We start from the raw sequence: 21,359 nt of genomic DNA on the forward strand, positions 1-21,359 counted from the left end.
GGGTCGCGAAAGCGACATCTGCCACGCCGCCGCAGTGCGATCCTTAGCGGAGCCTTTTTTATTTCGATAGGACGCACTTTCCTATCGAATAAAAAACAGATATTACAAACGCTCTGCAATATCTGCTCTTTTTATCCTGTTATTAAATTTATAGCCGACTCCCCATACCGTCTATATGTAAATTGGCTTGCTGAGATTATCCTCTATTTTTTCCCGTATGTTGCGGATATGGCTCATGACGATGTTGTAATCGCCGGAATAGGATTCCTTCCAGACAATATCATAAATCTGCTCCTTGCTGAACACTCTGCCTGGATTTCTTGCTAATAAAGGCAAAATTTCAAATAACGTTTATCTTCTGAATCTTGAATTTTCAAGTGACTCAGAAAATGGCTTATCTTACAAAACCTTTTTTTCGTGCATAATCTCCAATTATAAAAGCAACGGATACTATCAACAGGATAAATACAGATAATATATCCCAAACATCAATCACAGGTTCTCCAATTAATTTTGATAATGTAATATTTATCAAAAGTGTGAACGGAATTGCAAATAAAAATGTGATTCCTGTTGCCAACAGTTTTCGTTCCTTAAGTCGATAATACAGAATATAAATTATCCACAGAAAAACAAGTGTATAAATTGAAATATAACACAATAAATCAAGACTGATTGCTGGATACACTTATGATGTTTCTTTTGATAAACATTACACTCATATTCAGCCTAAATCATCTTTAAAAGCACCGGATGAATGCTTCAAAAGACATCCAAAACCAGTAAAAACGAGTGTATACCACCTGTATATCACTTGTGTACCACGTGTATATAATGACCTCAAAACAACTTAAATTATCTTCTATTTATGAATATTCTGACAATTCTTTTGTCATTTCAACACATAAAGAAAAGCCCCGGAAATTCAGCATTTCCAGGACTTCTCAATATCATTTATTATCTTAGAAATTCTTAATTAGCAAACACCCTGAGCCAACATAGCCTCTGCTACCTTCTCAAAGCCTGCAATATTGGCACCTACCACATAGTCACCTTCATGTCCATATTTCTTAGCTGCAGCATCAAGATTATGGAAGATATTCACCATGATATTCTTAAGCTTTGTATCTACCTCCTCAAAGGTCCAGCTAAGCCGCTCGCTGTTCTGGGACATTTCCAATGCGGAGGTAGCTACACCACCGGCATTAGCAGCCTTACCAGGTGCAAAAAGAACACCGTTTTTCTGGAGATATTCGGTAGCCTCTAAGGTGGTAGGCATATTAGCACCCTCTGCTACAGCAATACAGCCGTTAGACACCAGTGCCTTTGCATCCTCTAAGTGGAGCTCGTTCTGGGTTGCACAAGGAAGTGCAATATCACACTTCACAGTCCATACACCTCTGCCCTCATGATATTCAGCTGAGCTCCTAGCCCTTGCATACTCAGTAAGTCTTGCTCTCTTAACCTCCTTCACCTCTTTTAAAAGACCTAAATCAATACCCTCTGGGTCATATACCCAGCCAGTAGAATCGCTAACAGTTACTACCTTTGCCCCCAGCTGGGAAGCTTTTTCTGCAGCATAGATAGCTACGTTGCCGGAACCGGAAATACATACGGTCTTTCCCGCTAAATCTTTGCCGTTGCATTTTAACATCTCTTCTGTCAGGTATAAAAGACCATAGCCGGTAGCTTCCTTTCTTGCAAGGGAACCGCCATAGCTAAGACCCTTCCCGGTCAGTACGCCCTCGTACAGGCCTGTGATTTTCTTATATTGTCCGAACATATAGCCAATCTCTCTTGCACCTGTTCCAATGTCTCCGGCAGGCACATCGACATCTGCTCCGATGTACTTGTAAAGCTCTGTCATAAAGCTTTTACAGAAGGCCATAACCTCACGGTCAGATTTACCCTTCGGGTCAAAATCAGAACCGCCCTTGCCACCACCGATTGGCAATCCGGTCAGGGAATTTTTAAATATCTGCTCAAAGCCCAGGAATTTGATAATACCAAGATTTACAGAAGGATGAAGCCTTAAACCACCCTTATATGGTCCAATGCTGTTATTAAACTGTACACGGTAGCCTGTATTTACCTGTACCTGCCCTTTATCATCTACCCATGGCACACGGAACTTAATCTGTCTGTCAGGCTCTACCAGTCTCTCAAGCAATGCTTCCCTGCGGTAAACCTCTTCATTTGCCTCAATCACCGGCCGTAAGGAATTTAATACCTCCTTCACCGCCTGATGGAATTCCGGTTCTGCCGGATTTTTCTTCTCTACTAATTCAATGATTTCATCAACATATCTCATAGCTATATCTCCTTTATTCATTTTTTAGTTATTTTATTACTTGAAGATGAATTTTGCAAGCATTTTTTCTTTGACATTTTAATTTTTTAACGGTTTATTGTTTTAAAGTACTTAATCAGTCCGTCTACAGCACTTTCCTGAGTAGCCCAGGAGGTAACAAATCGAATAGCATACCTATCCTCTCCCAGCACCCGCTCAATATTAAATTCATATTTCTTTTCCAGTGCCTCAACACAGGCTCCTGAAACAATCGGAAAAAGCTGGTTACTGCAAGGAGTCGCATAAAATTCAACTCCTTCTGCCTCTAGTGCCTTTTTAAGCTTCTCTGCCAGACGGTTTGCATGCTCTCCCAATTCAAAATAAATATCCCCATCAAAGAGAGCTTCAAACTGTATACCTGCAGAAAAGCCCTTTGCCAGCATAGCCCCTCTGTGTTTAATGGAATAGCGAAAATCCTTTTTTAACTCATCCTTTACTAAAACCAGTGCCTCACCAAACAAAGCACCATTCTTCGTTCCACCAATATAAAATACATCTGTAAGCTCGGCGATATCTGAAAGCTCCAGGTCATTCATCGTACTTGTCAGGGCTGAAGCCAGTCTTGCACCATCCAGGAACAGTAAAAGTCCCTTTTCCCTGCACAGGCGACTGATGGCGGAAAGCTCTGCCTTTGTATAGACGGTTCCAAGCTCTGTTGTATCAGAAATATAAACCATCCCCGGCTGTACCATATGCTCATCTGCATGCCAGTCCAGAGCCCTTCTGATGCCCTCCGAAGTCAGCTTGCCATCTACATGGGGTACGGTATATACCTTATGTCCCGTTGCTTCAATGGCACCGGTTTCATGGACGTTGATATGCCCGGTATCCGCTGCGATTACACACTGATAGGGTTTTAAAAAGGAAGAAATCGTCAGCATGTTCGTCTGAGTTCCACCCGGTATAAAATGGATATCCACGTCCTCATGCTTCATTACCTTTTTTATCAACATAGCCGCACGCTCACTATGCTTGTCCAGTCCATAGCCGGTATTCTGCTCCAGACTTGTCTTCATCAAAAGCTCTAAAATCTTCGGATGTGCACCTTCACTATAATCATTTCTAAAACTGTACATACACTATCTCATCCCCTTTGTTTATTTTTCCTTCATAATAATGTCGGTAAATTCTGCCCGGATGACCCTTGCAAGCTCCTCCGGATTAAGCTCAATCTGGCTTCCCAGCCGCCCACCGCTCACCATAATTGTGTCCTGAGCACTGGCACTTTCATGTATGACAGTCGGAAACTGTTTTTTCATACCAATGGGACTGCAGCCGCCCCGTACATAGCCTGTCACCGCGGTAAGCTCCTTTACCGGAAGCAGCTCTACAAATTTCTCACCAACTGCCCTTGCCGCCTTTTTCATATCTACTTCCTCTGCCACAGGTATTACAAATACATAGTAATTCTTTGTTTTTCCCTGGGCTACCAATGTCTTAAAGGTTTTTTCCAAGGGTTGGGAAAGCTTTTTAGCAACTGATACTCCATCCATAAAGCCGTCACTTTCATACAGATGCATCTTATAGGATACTTTATTCTTATCCAGAAACCGCATGGCATTGGTCTTTACCTCTTTTCCCATAGCTTCACTTCCTCACTTTTTTGCTTTTTTCATTATAAAATAAGACTCGTGGAAACTCAACCCTTGCATTTTAAATTCTGCTGCCGTATAATACAAAAAGATTTTTTGGAAAGAAGGATATATTATGGTAAACGATTTAACAGAAGGCAAAGTCACTCCTACCCTATGGAAATTTTCTATTCCACTGTTTCTAAGCGTTGTATTCCAACAGCTTTATAACATTGCTGACAGTATTATTGCCGGTAAATTTGCTGGAAAGGATGCTTTAGCTGCCGTCGGTGCCTCCTATCCGATTACCATGATTTTCATGGCAATTGCTACCGGCTGTAATATCGGGTGTTCCGTTGTCGTTTCCCAGCTCTTTGGAGAAAAAAATTACAAAAATGTAAAAACTGCTATTTCCACCTCTTTGATTTCTACAGTTGTAGTTAGCAGTTGTCTTACTCTCTTTGGTTTTCTCTCCTGTAATCAGCTGATTCACCTTTTAAATACACCGAATAACATTTTCCTTGATTCTGCTCTTTATTTAAGAATTTATATTTTAGGTCTTATCTTCCTTTTCCTCTATAATATCTGTACCGGTATTTTTACTGCCCTGGGAGACTCTAAGACCCCTCTGTATTTCCTGATTGCCTCATCCCTTGGAAATATTATTCTTGACCTGATTTTTGTCAGCCGTTTCCAGCTTGGTGTAGCTGGTGTTGCCTGGGCTACCTTTCTGGCACAGGGCATTGCTTCCCTACTCGCCTTTTTTGTACTTCTAAAGAGGCTCAAAGACATAAAAACACCGGAAAAGCCTGCGTATTTTTCTTCCAGACTTCTCCGGCGTATCGGTTTTATTGCTATTCCAAGTATCTTGCAGCAAAGCTTTGTTTCTGTAGGAAATCTGTTTGTTCAGATTCTGGTTAATGGCTTTGGCTCAGATGTTATCGCTGGCTATTCCGCCGCTATCAAGCTGAATACCTTCGTTATTACATCCTTAACTACTCTGGGAAACGGTCTATCCAGCTTTACCGGGCAGAATTTAGGTGCCAGAAAAATTGAGCGAATCCGTCAGGGCTTTAAAAGCAGTGTTATCATGGGACTTTCTATTGCTTTTACCTTTACCGTCCTATATGTTGGCTTTAGTCAGCATATGATAACCTTATTCCTCAATCAGACCGGAAGTGAAGCTGTTTTATCCGCCGGCACTCACTTTTTAAAAATCGTTTCCCCATTTTATGCCGTTGTCAGCATCAAGCTAGTGGCAGATGGTGTTCTCCGTGGCTCCGGTGCTATGGGTCCATTTATGATTTCCACCTTTTCCGACTTAATCCTCCGGGTTATCCTGGCTTTTATTCTGGTAGCACCCTTTGGTTCTGACGGCATCTGGCTTTCCTGGCCTCTCGGATGGATGATCGGAACTCTTTTATCCTATGGCTTTTACCGGTTCTGGAAGTGGGATAAGGTATAATATCTACAGCAGCTTATCAATACCCTCTATCCCGCTAAACACCGGATTTTGCAGGCTCTGTCTTGCACTCTCTAAGACCAGGCTTTTGTCCCTTAGCATCTGAGCTCCCTGTTCCGTCTTTCCAAACCATTCATCTAAATCATCAAAGTAACTGTCTCCCTGCACCGCTTTTGCTGCTGCCGCCTGATAATAAAAAATCCCCATAGTATTAGGCTGCAGCTCCCCCAACTCGTAAGCCTCCTCCACTGCCTGAATCCGCTGAATTGTTTTCTCGCAAATTACCGGCTCCTCCATATGCAAAGAAAGATAAGAGGTTGCTGTACTCACCAGAGAAATCAGCTGTAAATACATAATAATCTGTGCATACTTTTTTGCCTTCTCAAGCTGCCCTGCCATCATATAAGCCTCCAGTAGAATACCATCACTCTGGCGGAGCTGCCGAAGTGGATTTAAAAGCTCCTCTATCTGTTCAATAGCTTCCTCCGGTTTCCGGCACTGAAGCTTTACAAGGGCATTTAAAAGTACGGAATCACTGCAAAGCCCTGTATCCGTTGAATTTTCTATGATATGCATGCTCAGAACCGAAATTTTTTCTAAAATATCCTGTCTTCTTTCTTCCCTGCCCGCCAGCATATAATGATTGAGCCAAAGCACACATATCTGATATAAAAAAGGATAACAGGCATAGTACTGCTTTACCAGCTCCTCACTTTTTTCAAATACCTCTTCAAAGGGCTTATGTGCCATCTCCTCGGCCAATTCATGATATATTTTCTGAATCTGTTCCTTAGAAAGCTGTGGTTCATAACCCAGAAGCTCATCTACCGATACGGCAAAATAAGAAGCAATCTGCGGAAGCAGCATAATATCCGGCGTACTTTGCCCCGTTTCCCTTAATTAAAGATATTGTTGGGTAAAAAAGAAAGGTCAGTCGATTTTGCCGATGAAGCGGTAGTAGATTTCTACTTCCTGCTCACGGCTTCCGTCCTCGCCCTTGACAGCTTCGTGGACGGTTATTTTTTCAATTAGAGTGGTCAGAAGTTCGGCGGTCAGCTCCACAGGGTTGACATACTGTTTCATTAGGGCAATCCACTTTTCAGCATCCGCTGCGGTCTGTACGGCGACTTCCATCATTTCGTGAAGCTGTCTTATTTTTGTTTCAAGCTCCTTTTGCTCGTTCTGGTACTTCTCGGACAGCATATTGAAATTATACTCGGTTATGCGTCCGGCAGACCAGTCCTCATACATTTTAGCAAACAGCCCGTCAACCTCGGCTTTACGCTTTTCCGCCTTTTTCAGCTCCGCAGCCTGCTTTTTCTTCGCAGAGTTTCTTTCTCTGTCGCTGGCATTGAGCAGCCGTTTCAGCAGCTTGTCCTCGTCTTTCTGTGCCAGCATAGACCAGTATTGCAGTCTTGCAAGCACATAGGCATACAGTACATCATAACGGATATAGTGCATGGAACACTGGCGTAATCCCTGTCCGTTCTTGCTGCAATGGTAGTACCCGTATGGGTTCTTATTCTGCTTGTTTTCCCCATAGGCTAAAGACCATCCGCAGTCTGCACATTTTATCAATCCTGCGAAAATCTGTGTCGTACCGTTTCTGCGTTTCCTGCGTCTGCTTGCAATCAGCTCTTGAACTTTTTGGAACACTTCTTCGGAAATGATGGCTTCGTGGGTATTTTCCACACGATACCATTCTTCCTGCGGCTTCCGCACCTTTTTCTTGTTCTTGAATGAAATGTTGCTCTGCTTGTTGTGAACACTGTGACCGATGTAGGTTTCCTCTTTCAAAATGCTCTTGACCTGTGCTATCGTCCACGCATAGGCTTTTTCTGCGGGCGCACCGGCGTAGATATTGGCGAAAGTCCCATATCTTTCATAGTTCAGCCAGCCGGGGTAGGTACTTTTTCTTCCACCAGAATCCGTGTAATGCTGGCGGCACCCCTCCCGTGTACGGCAAGGTCAAAAATCTTCTCTACAATCCAGCGTGTTTCCGGGTCGATCAGAAGATGACCTTTTTTGTCCGGGTCTTTTACATAGCCCAGCGGTGCATAGGCTCCATAGTGTGCGCCATTGGCAAATCTTGTATGCATGGCAGCCTTGACCTTTTTGCTGGTCTGTCGGGCGTGCATTTCATTCAGGATGTTTAAGAACGGTGCGAGCTCACTTTCTCCGTTGATGGTGTCCACATTGTCATTGATGGCAATGTAGCGTACTCCCTTGCTGGGGAAATAGATTTCCGTGTACTGACCGGTCAGGATATAGTTTCTTCCCAGACGGGATAAGTCCTTTGTGACAACGCAGTTGATTTTCCCGTCCTCGATGTCATCAATCATCCTTTGGAAACTTGGACGCTCGAAATTTGTCCCGCTCCATCCGTCGTCAATGTACTTGTCTACAATGGTCAGCCCATGCTCTGCGGCATACTGTCTAAGCATCATGCGCTGGGTCTGGATACTGCCGCTTTCCCCCTGTAATTCATCGTCACGGCTCAATCTCAAATATAGTGCAGTGTTATAAATCGTTGTATTGTATGGTTGTTTCACGGTTAAAAATCCTCCTTCTAAAAGAAACAACCCACGCTTATACAATACTCGCTGGTACAAGTATATCATAAGCGTGGGCTGATTGACAGTCGTTATTCCGTATTTTTTCAGGAAGCGGCGGCAGCGTGCTGGATCGCATCTTCCAGCAGACTGTCAAGCGGCTTCCCATCCTGTGCGAAATGCTCCGATACCTTGATACGGACTTTCCCCATGACAAAATACTGGGTGCCGTCTTTTTCGGTAAGCAGGGTGCCGCTGTTTTTGTTATTGCTCTCGTTTTTGCTTTTTGCCATAGGCAGTTACCTCCATAAATGAAATATGCCCGACAAGGGAATGTCAGGCAGGTGTACAGCCGCAGGCTGTCTCCATGTCAACCAAACCGTGTCAACCGGCAGAAAAGACTTTGAAAACAATCCATAGGCGCTCTATGATTACTTTTTACTTTTTCTTTTATTTCTTGGTTGACATGGTTGACAAAGGAGAGAAATGCCCCAAATATTAGGCTTTTCCCCGTCAACCGGCTGTCAACCGAAGTGTCAACCAAACTGTCAACCGGTGGCTTTTCAGAATGGCAGTTCCATTTGCCGGGCTTCTTCTTCCGTGATTTCTCGAAAACCGTCCCCCTCCGGCGGAGCTTGGTTGACACGCTCCCAGCCTTTTTGAGAACCGTATTTCTTATACCGCTTCGGGCTTTTGTAGGCTGCCCAGCCCTGTATGATGCCGCCCGCAATGCCGGTATTCATAATCTCGCAGATTGCCCGTGTCTCCCAGTCTGCCGGGGAATTTAAGTTCCCCAGCGCTTCCTCATAAAGCTGCTTGGAACATACCCTGTCGCCGGTGTAGTCCTCCAAATAGGCGTAGATCATGCCAGCCTGTGTGTCTTCCTGCATAAAGTCCTGCTGGTGGGCGTTTAGGTATCGGTTCATTTCTATGCTGAATGACAGCTTATACTTCCCACTGCGGTAAACCGTCATGGCTTCCGCCCACATCTGTTCGATATACGCCCTCGCCGCTGCTTCATCGTCCAGTATGTGAACCTCCGCCCGTTCCGGGTACACCGTCACGGGGAGAAAGCGCCGGTTGCCAGTGCGGTCACGGGGCAAAAAGTCCTGCCGGTTGGTCGTCCCTCCAAATACACATTGCCGCAGCCGGTCTGCCGGATGTGTCTCATACGGCACTTTGTAGGTTTCTTTCTGGCGGCTTAAGAATGACTTGATTTCCTCAATACTCTTGGCGTTGGCTGTGGCGATCATCTCCGACATCTCGATAATCCAATGTCCTTGCAGCTTGCGGTACACATTTTCATCGTCCAGCTTCTTCAAATCGTCTGAAAACCATTCGTCCCTGCCTGCCAGTAGCCGGAAAAAGGTAGATTTCCCGGCTCCCTGACCACCAACCAGACAGAGCATGACCTCAAACTTGCTCCCCGGTCTGAATACCCGCCGGATGGCTCCCATCAGGAACAGTTTCAAGGCTTCATAGGTATATTCGTCCGTATCGGCTCCCAGAAAGTGATGCAGGGCGTAACGGATGCGCTCTGTGCCGTCCCATTGCAGGCTGTTCAGGTAATCCCTGACCGGATGGTAGCGGTTTTCATTGGTTTCTCCCCACCCGGATTCCATAGAATGAAGCAGCCTGCCGGGTGGTAACAGACTGTTTCACCGCTTCAAATACATTCAAATACACCCTCCATAAAAATACCGGTAGCGGTAAAGCTGCCGGTTATATCATAGCTCCATCTCATGTTTCTTTCTCTGTACTTCCTGTGGCTGCTCCCTCCGGCGCAGTGCGGTATCTACGGCGTTCTGCACCTGCCGCAGCCGTATGACTTCCTCCCGGAGTGGCTTGTGCTGCGGAGACAGTTCGGCATACTCTGTTTTTAACTGTGCATATTCCTGTTTCCATGCTTTCATGGCAATGGGTTTTCCGTCCAGTTTTTCTTTCAGAATACGGCGGGCGGCATAAAACAGCCGTAACTCCGCATCGTGGGATGTTTCAAATTTCTCCCTCTGTTTCTTAAACTTGATATTGTTCAATTCCGTATGGACAGGTTTTAGCCGCTGGTAATTCTCGCCCTCCCGTATCAATTCCTTCAATTCCTTTATCCGGGCAGATTTCTTTTTCATGGAGCCGCTTAATGCTTCAAATTCTTCACTGACAGAGGAAAGACGCTCCTGCAAATCCTCTAATGTGAGCAGCTTGTTTTCCGTCAGATAATTGACGGCTTCGGCAAACTGCTTTAAGTTTCCGGTTCTGGCTTTATTGCTCCATGCCCCTGCGTTGCGCTGGTTGTAATAAGCGATCAGCAGGTCGGCAAGGTTCGGTGTCTGCGGTTTGGAAAGTTCTTCTTTTACCTCTGCCATCCAGACAAACAGGGCTTTGATCTTCTTCCTCATATCCTGCATGAGCCGGTTGGTAGCTTTAATCCAGCGGTTCAGTTCCCCTTTTTCGGTACGGATGCCTTTTGCTTCCATCTGCCGGACATTAGCGCCCTCGTGGACAGTAGGTATCAGGTCAAGCCCCTGCCGCACATAGGAACGGTGGTCGATACGCACATCCAGTCCTTTTTCCTCGAATTTTGTATTAACGGCAGCCGCCCACTGCTCCCGCCAGTGTTCCAGTGTTTCCGGCTCATGCCAGTCTGTTGTATGGACAGCGTTAAACATATAATCGCCGTTTTTATCCCGGATTCGGTTTCCATCTTCATCAAGAAGATATTCCCGCCGCTGTTTTTGTCCCCATGTGCCATCCGGGTTCAAGGGGCGCATGGTTGTCATCACATGGAAATGCGGGTTAGGGATGCCGCCGTCCTCTTTCTCCGGGCTGTGAAAAGCAAGGTCGGCAATCATGCCTTTTGCCACAAACTGCTCCTGCACGAACTTCCTCGCCAGCTCCATGTTTTCTTCCAGCGTCAATTCATTCTGCATGGCAATATCAAAGGAATAGGCAAGCTGTGCTTTTGGATGTTTCTCGCAGTTCTCCACAGCATTCCAGAGGGTCGCCCGGTCAAGATATATTTCCGGCGCATGGGGCGGCAGCATGATTTCCGAAGCGATCACGCCGCCCTTTTTGGTGTAATCGCTGACTTCTCCATAGTAGCTGCTGTAAAGACGCTCCCCGGCTCGGTAGGCTGCGCTGGCAATGGCGCTCTGACCGGCGCTGCGCTTTATCTGTGCGATTGAAAAATGATAAAGTGCTATCCTTAATCACCGCCTTTCTCTTGCCCGGAAATACGGGCGTGGTTCTCTGTGGCAGACCGGATGAAATGCTCCGCCTGCGGCAGATTCAAAATGTTTTCCATGAGGGAATAAAATTCCGTTTCGGTCAACTCCTTTGTCTGTGGCGCAATGCTCTCAACGGCTGCCCCACGGGTAATCAGCCAGTGCGTCCTCTGTTTCCGGGAACCGCTCTCCAAATACGCCTGCCGGTTTTTCAAACGCTGCATTTTCCGTTTTTCCCGTTCCAGCAGGACAGTGCTTTTTTCATATTCCTGCTTTAACTGTTCCAAAGATTTTTCCATGTTCTCACATCCTTTACTGATAAGATAAAGAAAGACCATCCGCAGACAGTCTGTGTGTCAGTGCTTCTATAAAACCCGATGAAAAGGGAAAAACGCAAAGCGGATTTCTCTTTTCATCGGGTACACAGGGGATAGCCGCTTTAGCGGCGCAAGGGGGTGCAGCCACCTTGTCGGAGCGAAGCGAACGCAGACCTCGGATTGCTGATTTTATCAGCGGCAGAGGTAAGCTCCGCAGGACGCACGATACATGGTCTTTAGACTATGTATAGAAGTGCGCCCTTAGTTCCTAAGGGATTTTGCCGTTTCCGGCAGTCTTGTCCTTTTTCTTGGAACGCTTGGAAAGATACTTCGGGCAGTCAACCACAAACGCCCGGAAGCTCTGTTTACATTCGTGCTGGCATTTCCGGCACAGTTCGTTGTAAGTGATACGGCTGCGATCATTTAAGAAGAAAGACCATTCCAGCCGCCGCTTGTTGCTCATTCTTGCCATAACCGGCTCCTTTCTCCATTTCTATCTGATGTACGCAGATAGGCTGTTTTGGTGTAGCGTTTCGGTATCATTTTTAAGGTTTTTTCCCTCTGTATGCCCCTTTGGAAAGTGCGGCAGTATTGCGGTCAGGGAATGATACCTCACACTTATTTGTCGCTTACCGGTACGGTTTCGGAGCCTTTTGCCATCCATTCAAAGAAGGCAATTTTGCTGACCTTGATAAGCCTGCCCCTGCGGAACGCCGGAAAGCCGGGTGTGTGTACCAGCTCATAGGCACTCGCTCTTGAAATTCCCATAATCCGCTGGATGTCCGCCACATCCAGAACCAGCGGTAAATCCTCGTAGCTGTTCAATCTCTTTTTATCGTTCATTCTGTTCCTCCCATAAATCAAATAGGTTAAAATGCTTCCTGCTGCCGTTCTCCCCAAAAGCCGTTTCCTGCCCCATTCCTGCGGTGTTTCCCTGCATTGGTGCGCCGGATGCGTCACTTCTCCTGCCGGTCATATCCTTTTTGGACGGTCATTCACTTGCCAAGGTACTGTGTGGCACGAAATTACCAACTACAATCATCATAGCGGACTATCATTGACAAAACAATGCTTCTGCGATACCATAAGTGTAACGGATATGACTAAATTATATAATTACCATAAACAAAGGCAGGAGATAGGAATGGAGAATCAGTTTATACGGCATGAGCCATGTTTTGAGAGGATTTTGTTTGTCCTGACGCTGGACAGGAAGAAAACGAAAGAGCGGATTTTGATTGGAGAAGAACAGCAGATCCGCTTCCGGCTGAACGGGAGCCAGAACACAGAGGTGCTTTGTGATATGACACGCCCGTTGGGAACTTTTTTGATAAACTTTGAGCGTGACACGGACAGAGATTGGAACTTATACGGGCTTTCTCCACTGCGACAAGCCCTCCATTCCAACCGATGGAAACAGCCGGAGCTGGAACAGGCGGCAAGCGAATTTCTCTGGGGAAAATATCTTAGCAACGATCCTCTGAAAATGTATGTGGCGTTCCGTATCTGGAACAGCTATCTGCTTGCCAGAGAACCCCGTGACCGTAACGCTGCCTGTGACCGCTTCATGGATAAAATGAGCAGCCTGACCGGGGTATTCCATAACGAAGCCATGAGCTTTGACAGGGAGACAGGAAAACCGAAACATTTTCAAGCTGGCAACCTTTATTTCAAAGGTGCACCGTCAGAAGATACCCGGCTTGACCTTTGGTTCCCGGACAACCGGCGCACAGAAGAATGTGTGTCTGCCTATGCGTCCCTCTACCCGTTGATTACCTATTATCTGAACCGGCTGAATGACTGGGGGCTTTGCTTCCGGCAGTGCAAGGTCTGCGGGAAATATTTTCTGGCAAAGAGCCAGCGGTATGAGCTGTGCAGCGATAAGTGCCGAAAAGCACAGGTGCTTCAAAACAAGCGGGGATTTGACGAGAGGGCAAGAGAAAATAACTATGACCTGCTTTATAAAAATGAATGCCAGAACTGGCGTAATAAGATCAACAAAGCGAAGAGGACAGCGGGATTCCCGGCTGACCAGCTGGAAGAAATGCTGACTGCTTTTGAAGCGTTCAAGAAAGAAGCATTGAAGAGAAAAAAGGCTGTAAAAGAAAAGACAGCCAGCCCGAAAGAATTTACGGACTGGCTGTATCAGCAGAGTAATATTATAATAAATTTATCAGTCTATTGATTTTATACTTTCCTGACGGCAAAAGTTTGAGCGTTTTTTGAGATTTGGCTGTTACGATAAATATTATGAATTGCAAATGGAGATGATAGCATGAAACAAAGGCTTCTTATTGTTGATGATGAACCGGGAATTGTAGATATGATGGCGAGTTATTTTTCTTCTCAATATGAGGTGTTGACCGCTTATTGCGGAAATGAAGCACTTCAAAAATTAGCAAGACAGCCCGATTTAATCCTGCTCGACATCAATATGCCGGACATAGACGGATTGACCCTTTGTCAGAAAATTCGGGAGCTTATTACTTGCCCCATTCTTTTTTTGACGGCAAGGGTCGAATCTGCCGATAAAATCATCGGCTTTCAGGCAGGTGCCGACGATTATATCATTAAGCCTTTTGATTTGGACGAATTAGGGGCGAGAGTTGCCGCACATCTGAGGAGGGAGCAGCGACACAGGAATAAAGCGACAATTCGCTTCTTTGGTGAACTGACGATTGATTATTCAGCCCGAACCGTCACAGTGGCGGGTGAACCTGTTGCTTTATCAAAAAGGGAATTTGATATTGTGGAGCTGCTTTCGCTGAATGCCGGACAGGTATTTGACCGGGAGCGTATTTATGAAACAGTGTGGGGACTTGACGGCGAGGGTAACAGTGATACTGTCATGGAACATATCAGGAAAATCCGGGCGAAACTGGCTGCTTGTACGCTTCACAGTTATATTGATACAGTTTGGGGGTGTGGTTATCGGTGGAACGTCTGAAAAATATGGAATTAAAGAAAACTTTTCTCGTCCTATCTGCTTCCTGTGTTTTGGTGGCTCTCCTGATGTTAGGCTTAGTCTTTATGATATGCAATTCAATCAGCAGCACCTTTCCCTCCGGTGGAATAGAAATTTTAGCAGACGGTTCAATCGTTAAAATGGAAACCCCCACAGAGACCCAGCAAAATATATTGTCCATGCTTGGTATCATTCAAATTGTGTCCTGCATTGTTCTCCCTATGGGCGGGCTGGCTCTATCCGGCATATTATATTATCATATCAAATTGAAACAGCCAATCTCCACGCTACGGAATGGGATTTCACGGATTCGGAACCATGACCTTGACTTTTCTATGCCTGTCCATTCTGATGATGAATTGGGGCAGCTCTGCACCGCCTTTGATACTATGCGTGAAGAACTTCTGAAATCAAATCAGGAACTGTGTCGGCAGGCAGAAGAACGGAAAAGGCTAAATGCCGCCTTTTCCCATGACTTGCGCAATCCGATCACGGTCTTAAAGGGAACTATAAAATTACTGCGGCAGGGAACAGCAGATGAACAAGCCATTGACAGATTGGAAAGCTATACATTACGGATTGAACGGTATGTAGAAGCTATGAGTAGCATCCAACGATTAGAACAAATGCCAGTGCGGATAAACGAGTATTCCTATTCACTGCTACATTCTGAATTAGAGGAAACAGCAAAAATTCTTGCAGGAGCATTAGAACCGTCTGTTTCCGCACCTGATAAGGGGACAATACAATTAGATCATGGATTGGTTTTAACCGTTGCTGAAAATCTAATTGGAAATGCAGCTCGGTTTGCAAAGAGTAAAATTGAAATTCATTTGGAACGGAAAGGAAACTTCTTGCATCTATCAGTTACAGACGATGGGCCAGGCTATCCTGTGGAGTTAATACAAAGCGGCCCGAAACCGTTTGGAAAAATGAAAGAAGACTCCGCACACTTTGGTATGGGGCTATACAGCAGCCAGATACTATGTCTGAAGCATGGAGGAACACTTACACTGGAAAACAGAAAAAGTTATGGCGCAACGGCTACTGCTTCTTTCCAAATAAATCAGAAACCTTGAGCGTTTTTTGAGATTTCTGTTTTACACTCTCCTTATATTATAAACAAGGAGAGTGTTTTTTATGAACATTGAAGCAAAGGAACTATCGAAAATCTACGGCAGCGGCGAGAGCCGTGTCGTTGCGTTGGATAAAGTCAACCTTGAAATTGCATCCAGCGATTTTATTTCTATTATGGGGCCATCTGGCAGCGGCAAAAGTACCTTGCTCCACCTGTTGTCTGGACTGGACAAGCCGACTTCCGGCAGTCTGACATACGATAGAAAAGACATTTATCGTTTTAATGACAAAGAACTGTCCTCATTTCGCTGTCGGCGCATCGGATTTATCTTTCAGCAATTCAATCTTCTCCCTGTGCTGACCGCAAAAGAAAACATCATCATGCCCCTGCTTCTGGACAAAAAGCAGCCGGACGAAGTATATCTAAATCAGCTTACGGATTTGTTAGGTATTCGTGAACGGCTGACCCATTTGCCCCATGAACTTTCCGGCGGTCAGCAACAGCGTGTAGCGATTGCCCGTGCCCTGATTGCAAAGCCGGATATTATTTTTGCTGACGAACCGACTGGAAATCTGGACAGCAAGAGCGGCGGCGAGGTTATGGAAATGCTGCAAAGCATATGGAAAAAGATGGGAAAAACGCTTGTTATCATCACTCACGACAGCCGCATTGCAAGAATGGCAGACCGGCAATTTGTAATTGTGGACGGTGTTCTTTCGGAGGTGACAGCAAGATGAAATCTTATTTAGCTCTTGCGTGGAAAGAACTGAAAGCACAGAAAATCACGGCAATCCTGATCTTGGTTGCAGTTATCATGTCCACGATTATGACGACAGTGATCGGTCAGTCTATTGGTATATTGCAATCCATGCGTATTCAGCAGGCGGCGGGTCTGAACGGAAACCGTTATGCAACCTTTCATCAGCTTGGCAAGGAACAGGCGCAAAAGCTGCATGAAGATGATCGCCTATATGATGTAGGCGATACGATCTTTATCGGCAGCACACCATTAGGCAACAGTAGTTTATCTTTATATCTTCGGGAATATCACGATAACGCATTATCTATGTACCCGGCAATCGGAAACGTAAAAGAGGGACGATTACCAGAGGAAGCGATTGAGATTGCCCTGTCGGAGGATGCGCTTCAATATCTTGGATTGGACGCTGTAATTGGCGATACCGTTTCTCTGGATTTGAGTGTTTCCGTTATGGATGGATCGCTGTCAGAGTTAGAATATTCTGCTGATTTTGTATTGACGGGCATTCTGGAAAGCAGCTATATCGGCTACGCATCTGGTACGGTTGAGGGGATTGTCGGTGAGGGAACCGCAGAAGAACTGTTGCCAGAAGATTATCTGCTTTATTCCACAGATTTTAAGACTTATGACAAGCAGAATTTTCAAAACATCATTTATGCTCTCGCAGAAGATTTGAACGTGGATGAACGGTATATCCAATATAACTGGGTTTTGCTTGACGCTATTGGTATTTCCTATGATGAAGCGGTAGACAGCGATACCGGTACGGGATTTTCATTTATGACTGCGGCGTGTATTTTGGTGGGTGTGCTGGTCTTGCTGGCGGCTGGGCTGGTAATCTACAACATTCTGAAAATCTCTATCACAAAACGCATCAAAGAATACGGAACACTTCGTGCGATTGGTGGAGAACGAGGGCAAATCTATCGTTTGGTTTCTTTGCAGCTTTTGATTCTCTGTGGAGCCGGTATTCCTATCGGATTGCTGCTCGGTATATTGTCGGCAAAAGGTGTATTGATTGCGGCTACGGGGCTTCTCAATCCCGATCTGTTCATGGCAAACAGCACTTCCGAATTGAACTCTGCAATCAACACCGCCAGTACGGTAAAACTACCGATGCTCTTTGCCAGTATCGCAGTCATACTTCTGTTTGCTCTGCTGGCTGCCTTTCCTGCTGCCCGGTACGCATCCCATGTATCTCCTACTGTTGCTATGTCGGGGCAGACTGTGAAAATCAAACGCAGGATAAAAAGGAACCGCAACATCCGTAATTTTGAAGCCTATTATGCAAGGCTCAACCTAAAACGAGGGCGTGGAAGAACAGCAGTTACCATTCTGTCTTTGGTTATGAGTATTACCGTATTTGTTGCCTTGCAGAGCTTTACAGGGCTGCTTGATGCCAGCAGTTCCGTTCAGGACATGTATTTCAGCGACTATGCAGTTACAAATGAAACCGTTGGCATCCCATCAGAAGCCGTAAAAACATTAGCGGAAAATGACGCAGTAGAAAGTGTTTCCACTACACGGCTTTCTGTATTTATGCCAGGTGCCGGTGATATACTGCCCTTTGAAACTGATCTTTCCGTACAGAGCCATGAAACCTTGCAGCTTGTAAATGTGGATGAAGCACAATTACAAATCTATGCTCCTAACTTGTCTGCTCAGGATAAACAGGCTTTGAAAGATGGAACAGGCTGCCTTGTAAAAAATCCCATTGCCTTTTCTTATGGAGATACAACTGTTCAGCAGACTGATCTTACCGTAGGTGATACCATTCAACTGGGAGACAGAACACTTCCTGTATTAGGATTGATCGATACAGCAATCACAATCAATAATGATGGCTTTACGAATGGTGTTCAACTCATCGTGAATGACGAAATATACTGTTCACTGCTCGGAAACGACAGTTATTCAGAAGTCTATCCTACATTACAGGATAACGCCGATACAGATACCTTTGAAAGCTGGTTGGATAGCTGGTGCAGCAATTATCCAGGAACACATTGGCTTTCCTATCTCCAAAGCAGCAATGAGATGATAGAAAGCTTTGAACAGATCAAAATGCTGTGCTGGGTGCTTATCATCTTTATCGGTATCATTGGCATCCTGAACATCATCAATACCGTTTACAGCAATATTCATACTCGTGTTGGTGAAATCGGGATGCAGCGGGCTATTGGAATGAGTGCCGCAAGCCTTTATAAAACATTTCTGTGGGAGGGCGCTTATTACGGTATCATTGCGTCAGTGATTGGAGCAGTGTTTGGCTATGTCTGCTGTATCTTTGTCGGAGCAGCACAGACCGATGCTTTACAGCTTGTCGCTGTTCCGGTTATGGCGATTGTGGAAGCTGCGATTATTTCTATTGTGGCCTGCCTACTTGCAACGGCAATTCCTCTGCGTTCTATTGCAAGAATGAGTATTGTGGATTCTATTGAGACTGTTGAATAATATCAAAAACGACAATTAAAACAAGAAATCCCCCATAAAGCAAACCTTGTTGCTTATGGGGGATTTCTGTATGTTCTTTTGGGGTGTGCTAAGTCCCGTATAAGCGTGGTGTTGTTATGTTTGGTGTGGTATCTTTAACTATGGGAAACTCCATTTTCCCATTTGGATACAGAGGCTTTCGTCACATTCAGGAAATTAGCCATTTCCTCCTGGGTCACACCCTTATTTTTCCGCAATCCGGTAATATTTTCTGCCAGATGAAGTATTTTCACATCATCAGCTCCTTTCTGTTATTTCTGGTATACAAGATGCCTGTCACTGCTAAAAGAAGCACTGCAAAAGCTGTATTCAAAAGATGAACCGACACATTCCTAAGTACAATTATTGCTGCCAGCGGCAGAATACTGCTTACCATACCAATCAGCATCATCACCATAGTAGAAGCACTCTGTTTTACTACTCTTACTTCACTTTCCCAGTTAAGCACTGGAAATAAAAGATTTACCGTAATCCCGGCTGTTGCTGTAAAAAGTAAATAGCAGGCGGGTATCAGTACAATCCAGATAGCCTCTAAAAGAGTCGGCCGTATTGCCAGGCAGATTAGAATCACCGTAAGCACATAGAAGGGAGCAGCCACCGTTAGGTTGGCAAGAATCTTGCTGTCATAGACTGCCTTACTGTGCACTGGAAGGGTCTGAATCTGCCAAAAGCTCTTTCCTTCCATAGAAATGGAACAGGAGGTCATAGTTGTTATAGACATAAGACAAGCCACTCCAAAAGGAATACATCGTCCAATCATACGCTCCAGTCCCGGTATCTCCATCACTTTTTCAAGGCCCTTTGCTCCCATAAAAAGCAATGCAAAGGCTGCCAAAGCTGCCAGAACATAGCCCACAATTGTATTTGTTACATAAACACTGGAAGCAAAATACCGTTTCAGCTCCTTTTTCCAGAGAGCTGTCACGATTCCATTTGCCTGAAGATTTTCCATCTTATAATTATTTTTCACTATTACTGCATTTAATGCAGTACAGATACTCTGAAAATATTTCTGAAGCACTGTTAAAAATACAGCAAAAATTGCCATCGGCAAAATCAGAAGCAAAAGAAAGGCCGCCATGTCTCCCGCAAGAGCTGCTTTAAACCAAAGTGCTGGAGGATAGATTTTTCCAATCTGTTCTGTCAAAGCTCCTGCCATATTTTTAAGAAGCTCTGCGTTCATCTGCTCTTCCTGTCCTGACATCATCATACTTCCTACCATAACAGCCACGATAAATACAAGCATCAGTACTGTTTCCCCAATACTCTTATGCTTTGTCCTTGCACTAACTGCCCTAATCATTGCTCCTACAACAGAGGCAAGTGTCAGAGGCAAAAGCGGCAGAAATAAGGTGCTTATAAAGCAAATCAGATAAAAGAAAATACCTGGTCTTATAAAATATCCGTATACTGCAATTCCCGGAAGCATAATCATGCAGCCTGCCAGAAGATTAGTCAGATACATACAGGCAAAACGGCTGAATACAATATCTGTCCTGGAAACAGGCAGAGAAACCAGCATTTCATAGCCCTTCATTGAAAACAGCGTACTGCCTGCCTTAAAAAAGGTTAAAAACAAAATCAAAAGGCTGACTACCGTATACAGATACATCGGTACGATTTCTGCCATTCCCAAATGGATAAAACCATAAGAAAAGCCAGCCACATAGCCCATAAGCATAAAAATCAGCACTGCCCAGACAAGGGCCATCCACAAAAAACGATTTCTTTTTTTACTATCCCTGGTATGTAAAAGCTCATTGATGCCAAGGAAATTACTCATCTGTAGTCTTAAGAGCCGCATCAAATGTTTACTCATCCCTTGTCACCTCCATAAATACATCCTCTAAGGATTCGCCCTTGGTAAGTGCCTTTGTATCCCCGGCTGCTACCAGCTCGCCCTTTCGTATAATGGCAACCTTGTTGCAAAGCTTTTCTGCCACATCCAGGACATGAGTTGAAAAGAAAATCGCACTTCCCTCTTCACAAAGCTTATGCATCCTATTTTTCAGGGTCAGTGCCGCCTTTGGGTCAAGACCTACAAAAGGCTCATCCAGAATCAGAAGCATCGGTCGATGAAGCAGGGCTCCGATTATCGCCAGCTTCTGCTTCATACCATGGGAATAAGAAGAAATCAAATCTCCCAATGCCTGAGTTATCTCAAAATCATCTGCCTCCTCCTGAATCCGTTTTTTACGCTCCCCTACCGGAACTCCAAAAATGTCAGCAATAAAATTCAGATACTGGATACCAGTCAGATATTCGTATAAATCCGGATTGTCTGGGATATAAGCCAGTACCGATTTGCATTTCAGTGAATTTTCCTTTACAGAAATCCCATCTACTAAAATTTCTCCGGCTTCAAAATCATGAATTCCCACAATACATTTAATCGTCGTTGTCTTTCCTGCTCCATTGTGCCCGATAAAACCACAGATATCTCCCGGCTCTACCTTAAGACTTAAATTAGACACCGCCTTTTTTCCGCCCTTGTATGTTTTTGTTAAATTTCTGATTTCCAGCATCTTTCATTTCCTCCCTATTTAGTCAAGTGTTTTTTCCTTAAAAATCAAGGTTTTTTTATTGTTTA

At 44.9% G+C, this 21,359-nt stretch carries 18 protein-coding genes and 5 pseudogenes; 6 read left to right on the forward strand and 17 right to left on the reverse strand.

Annotated elements, in window-relative coordinates; genetic code table 11:
- Nucleotides 1–171: 171 nt before the first annotated feature.
- The 5 genes and pseudogenes from ASU35_RS12015 to ybaK form a co-directional block, all read right to left on the reverse strand.
- A pseudogene (locus tag ASU35_RS12015) lies at nt 172–351 on the reverse strand (winged helix-turn-helix domain-containing protein); the annotation flags it as partial.
- 43 nt (nt 352–394) lie between these two features.
- Nucleotides 395–580, reverse strand: a complete 186-nt coding sequence (locus tag ASU35_RS12020; protein WP_187142737.1) for a hypothetical protein — start codon at nt 578–580, stop codon at nt 395–397.
- A gap of 396 nt (nt 581–976) precedes the next feature.
- Nucleotides 977–2,311 carry an NADP-specific glutamate dehydrogenase gene (gene gdhA / locus ASU35_RS12025; RefSeq protein WP_058353251.1) on the reverse strand — a complete coding sequence of 445 codons (1,335 nt, stop codon included), beginning with the start codon at nt 2,309–2,311 and terminating at the stop codon, nt 977–979.
- A gap of 86 nt (nt 2,312–2,397) precedes the next feature.
- Nucleotides 2,398–3,426 carry a threonine aldolase family protein gene (locus tag ASU35_RS12030; RefSeq protein WP_058353252.1) on the reverse strand — a complete coding sequence of 343 codons (1,029 nt, stop codon included), beginning with the start codon at nt 3,424–3,426 and terminating at the stop codon, nt 2,398–2,400.
- 21 nt (nt 3,427–3,447) lie between these two features.
- Nucleotides 3,448–3,933: a Cys-tRNA(Pro) deacylase gene (gene ybaK, locus ASU35_RS12035; RefSeq protein ID WP_058353253.1), complete on the reverse strand. Its 486-nt coding sequence runs from the start codon at nt 3,931–3,933 to the stop codon at nt 3,448–3,450.
- Between the two features lie 124 nt (nt 3,934–4,057).
- Between ybaK and ASU35_RS12040 the strand changes: the two genes are divergently transcribed.
- Nucleotides 4,058–5,386 carry an MATE family efflux transporter gene (locus tag ASU35_RS12040; RefSeq protein WP_058353254.1) on the forward strand — a complete coding sequence of 443 codons (1,329 nt, stop codon included), beginning with the start codon at nt 4,058–4,060 and terminating at the stop codon, nt 5,384–5,386.
- Nucleotides 5,387–5,389: 3 nt separating this feature from the next.
- Here the strand turns inward: ASU35_RS12040 and ASU35_RS12045 are convergent, their stop codons facing one another.
- The 9 genes and pseudogenes from ASU35_RS12045 to ASU35_RS12080 form a co-directional block, all read right to left on the reverse strand.
- On the reverse strand, nt 5,390–6,250 hold the full coding sequence (locus ASU35_RS12045; protein ID WP_058353255.1) for a hypothetical protein: 861 nt from the start codon (nt 6,248–6,250) through the stop codon (nt 5,390–5,392).
- A gap of 63 nt (nt 6,251–6,313) precedes the next feature.
- Nucleotides 6,314–7,935: pseudogene (locus tag ASU35_RS12050) on the reverse strand (recombinase family protein).
- A gap of 107 nt (nt 7,936–8,042) precedes the next feature.
- Nucleotides 8,043–8,228 carry a hypothetical protein gene (locus ASU35_RS12055; RefSeq protein ID WP_058353256.1) on the reverse strand — a complete coding sequence of 62 codons (186 nt, stop codon included), beginning with the start codon at nt 8,226–8,228 and terminating at the stop codon, nt 8,043–8,045.
- Nucleotides 8,229–8,498: 270 nt separating this feature from the next.
- Nucleotides 8,499–9,533 (reverse strand): annotated as a pseudogene (locus tag ASU35_RS12060) (virulence-associated E family protein); the annotation flags it as partial.
- A gap of 1 nt (nt 9,534) precedes the next feature.
- Nucleotides 9,535–9,615 (reverse strand): annotated as a pseudogene (locus ASU35_RS19340) (DNA primase); the annotation flags it as partial.
- Nucleotides 9,616–9,662: 47 nt separating this feature from the next.
- The gene (gene mobQ, locus ASU35_RS12065; RefSeq protein WP_083504282.1) at nt 9,663–11,135 is read right to left on the reverse strand and encodes a MobQ family relaxase; all 1,473 of its coding nucleotides are present in this window, start codon (nt 11,133–11,135) and stop codon (nt 9,663–9,665) included.
- 2 nt (nt 11,136–11,137) lie between these two features.
- Nucleotides 11,138–11,455, reverse strand: coding sequence for a DUF3847 domain-containing protein (locus ASU35_RS12070; protein ID WP_058353257.1), 318 nt, complete (start codon nt 11,453–11,455; stop codon nt 11,138–11,140).
- 286 nt (nt 11,456–11,741) lie between these two features.
- Nucleotides 11,742–11,945 (reverse strand): hypothetical protein, encoded by a 204-nt coding sequence (locus ASU35_RS12075; protein ID WP_058353258.1) that lies wholly within the window; start codon nt 11,943–11,945, stop codon nt 11,742–11,744.
- A 146-nt stretch (nt 11,946–12,091) separates the two neighbouring features.
- On the reverse strand, nt 12,092–12,316 hold the full coding sequence (locus tag ASU35_RS12080; RefSeq protein ID WP_058353259.1) for a helix-turn-helix domain-containing protein: 225 nt from the start codon (nt 12,314–12,316) through the stop codon (nt 12,092–12,094).
- A 301-nt stretch (nt 12,317–12,617) separates the two neighbouring features.
- Here ASU35_RS12080 and ASU35_RS12085 point away from each other — a divergent pair, with 301 nt between their 5' ends.
- From ASU35_RS12085 to ASU35_RS12105, 5 genes are all read left to right on the forward strand, one after another.
- Entirely contained in the window at nt 12,618–13,658 is a 1,041-nt protein-coding gene (locus ASU35_RS12085; RefSeq protein WP_058353260.1) for a DUF6076 domain-containing protein, read from the forward strand.
- Nucleotides 13,659–13,748: 90 nt separating this feature from the next.
- Nucleotides 13,749–14,420 carry a response regulator transcription factor gene (locus ASU35_RS12090; protein WP_004850543.1) on the forward strand — a complete coding sequence of 224 codons (672 nt, stop codon included), beginning with the start codon at nt 13,749–13,751 and terminating at the stop codon, nt 14,418–14,420.
- Between the two features lie 5 nt (nt 14,421–14,425).
- Nucleotides 14,426–15,517, forward strand: a complete 1,092-nt coding sequence (locus ASU35_RS12095) for a HAMP domain-containing sensor histidine kinase (RefSeq protein ID WP_058353267.1) — start codon at nt 14,426–14,428, stop codon at nt 15,515–15,517.
- Nucleotides 15,518–15,578: 61 nt separating this feature from the next.
- On the forward strand, nt 15,579–16,253 hold the full coding sequence (locus tag ASU35_RS12100; protein ID WP_058353261.1) for an ABC transporter ATP-binding protein: 675 nt from the start codon (nt 15,579–15,581) through the stop codon (nt 16,251–16,253).
- A complete protein-coding gene (locus tag ASU35_RS12105) occupies nt 16,250–18,730 on the forward strand; it encodes an ABC transporter permease (protein WP_058353262.1) in 2,481 nt (826 codons plus the stop codon). The genes ASU35_RS12100 and ASU35_RS12105 overlap by 4 nt, the downstream gene beginning before the upstream one ends.
- 143 nt (nt 18,731–18,873) lie before the next feature.
- Here the strand turns inward: ASU35_RS12105 and ASU35_RS12110 are convergent.
- The 3 genes and pseudogenes from ASU35_RS12110 to ASU35_RS12120 all read right to left on the reverse strand — a co-directional run.
- Nucleotides 18,874–18,996 (reverse strand): annotated as a pseudogene (locus tag ASU35_RS12110) (helix-turn-helix domain-containing protein); the annotation flags it as partial.
- A 2-nt stretch (nt 18,997–18,998) separates the two neighbouring features.
- Nucleotides 18,999–20,588 (reverse strand): hypothetical protein, encoded by a 1,590-nt coding sequence (locus tag ASU35_RS12115; RefSeq protein ID WP_058353264.1) that lies wholly within the window; start codon nt 20,586–20,588, stop codon nt 18,999–19,001.
- The gene (locus tag ASU35_RS12120; RefSeq protein WP_058353265.1) at nt 20,581–21,294 is read right to left on the reverse strand and encodes an ABC transporter ATP-binding protein; all 714 of its coding nucleotides are present in this window, start codon (nt 21,292–21,294) and stop codon (nt 20,581–20,583) included. The genes ASU35_RS12115 and ASU35_RS12120 overlap by 8 nt, the downstream gene beginning before the upstream one ends.
- Between the last annotated feature and the right edge of the window lie 65 nt (nt 21,295–21,359).

The organism is Acetivibrio ethanolgignens (genome assembly GCF_001461035.1).
In the GTDB taxonomy this organism is placed as follows: Bacteria; Bacillota; Clostridia; order Lachnospirales; family Lachnospiraceae; genus Velocimicrobium; species Velocimicrobium ethanolgignens.

Bases quoted from the DNA above. Each gene is read 5' to 3' on its own strand.
- ASU35_RS12055 (WP_058353256.1), bottom strand. From the start codon at position 8,228: ATGGCAAAAAGCAAAAACGAGAGCAATAACAAAAACAGCGGCACCCTG.
- ASU35_RS12070 (WP_058353257.1), bottom strand. From the start codon at position 11,455: ATGGAAAAATCTTTGGAACAGTTAAAGCAGGAATATGAAAAAAGCACT.
- ASU35_RS12090 (WP_004850543.1), top strand. From the start codon at position 13,749: ATGAAACAAAGGCTTCTTATTGTTGATGATGAACCGGGAATTGTAGAT.
- ASU35_RS12085 (WP_058353260.1), top strand. From the start codon at position 12,618: ATGGAGAATCAGTTTATACGGCATGAGCCATGTTTTGAGAGGATTTTG.
- ASU35_RS12095 (WP_058353267.1), top strand. From the start codon at position 14,426: ATGGAATTAAAGAAAACTTTTCTCGTCCTATCTGCTTCCTGTGTTTTG.
- ASU35_RS12080 (WP_058353259.1), bottom strand. From the start codon at position 12,316: ATGAACGATAAAAAGAGATTGAACAGCTACGAGGATTTACCGCTGGTT.
- gdhA (WP_058353251.1), bottom strand. From the start codon at position 2,311: ATGAGATATGTTGATGAAATCATTGAATTAGTAGAGAAGAAAAATCCG.
- ASU35_RS12100 (WP_058353261.1), top strand. From the start codon at position 15,579: ATGAACATTGAAGCAAAGGAACTATCGAAAATCTACGGCAGCGGCGAG.
- ybaK (WP_058353253.1), bottom strand. From the start codon at position 3,933: ATGGGAAAAGAGGTAAAGACCAATGCCATGCGGTTTCTGGATAAGAAT.
- ASU35_RS12045 (WP_058353255.1), bottom strand. From the start codon at position 6,250: ATGCTGCTTCCGCAGATTGCTTCTTATTTTGCCGTATCGGTAGATGAG.
- ASU35_RS12040 (WP_058353254.1), top strand. From the start codon at position 4,058: ATGGTAAACGATTTAACAGAAGGCAAAGTCACTCCTACCCTATGGAAA.
- ASU35_RS12120 (WP_058353265.1), bottom strand. From the start codon at position 21,294: ATGCTGGAAATCAGAAATTTAACAAAAACATACAAGGGCGGAAAAAAG.
- ASU35_RS12075 (WP_058353258.1), bottom strand. From the start codon at position 11,945: ATGGCAAGAATGAGCAACAAGCGGCGGCTGGAATGGTCTTTCTTCTTA.
- ASU35_RS12115 (WP_058353264.1), bottom strand. From the start codon at position 20,588: ATGAGTAAACATTTGATGCGGCTCTTAAGACTACAGATGAGTAATTTC.
- ASU35_RS12030 (WP_058353252.1), bottom strand. From the start codon at position 3,426: ATGTACAGTTTTAGAAATGATTATAGTGAAGGTGCACATCCGAAGATT.
- ASU35_RS12105 (WP_058353262.1), top strand. From the start codon at position 16,250: ATGAAATCTTATTTAGCTCTTGCGTGGAAAGAACTGAAAGCACAGAAA.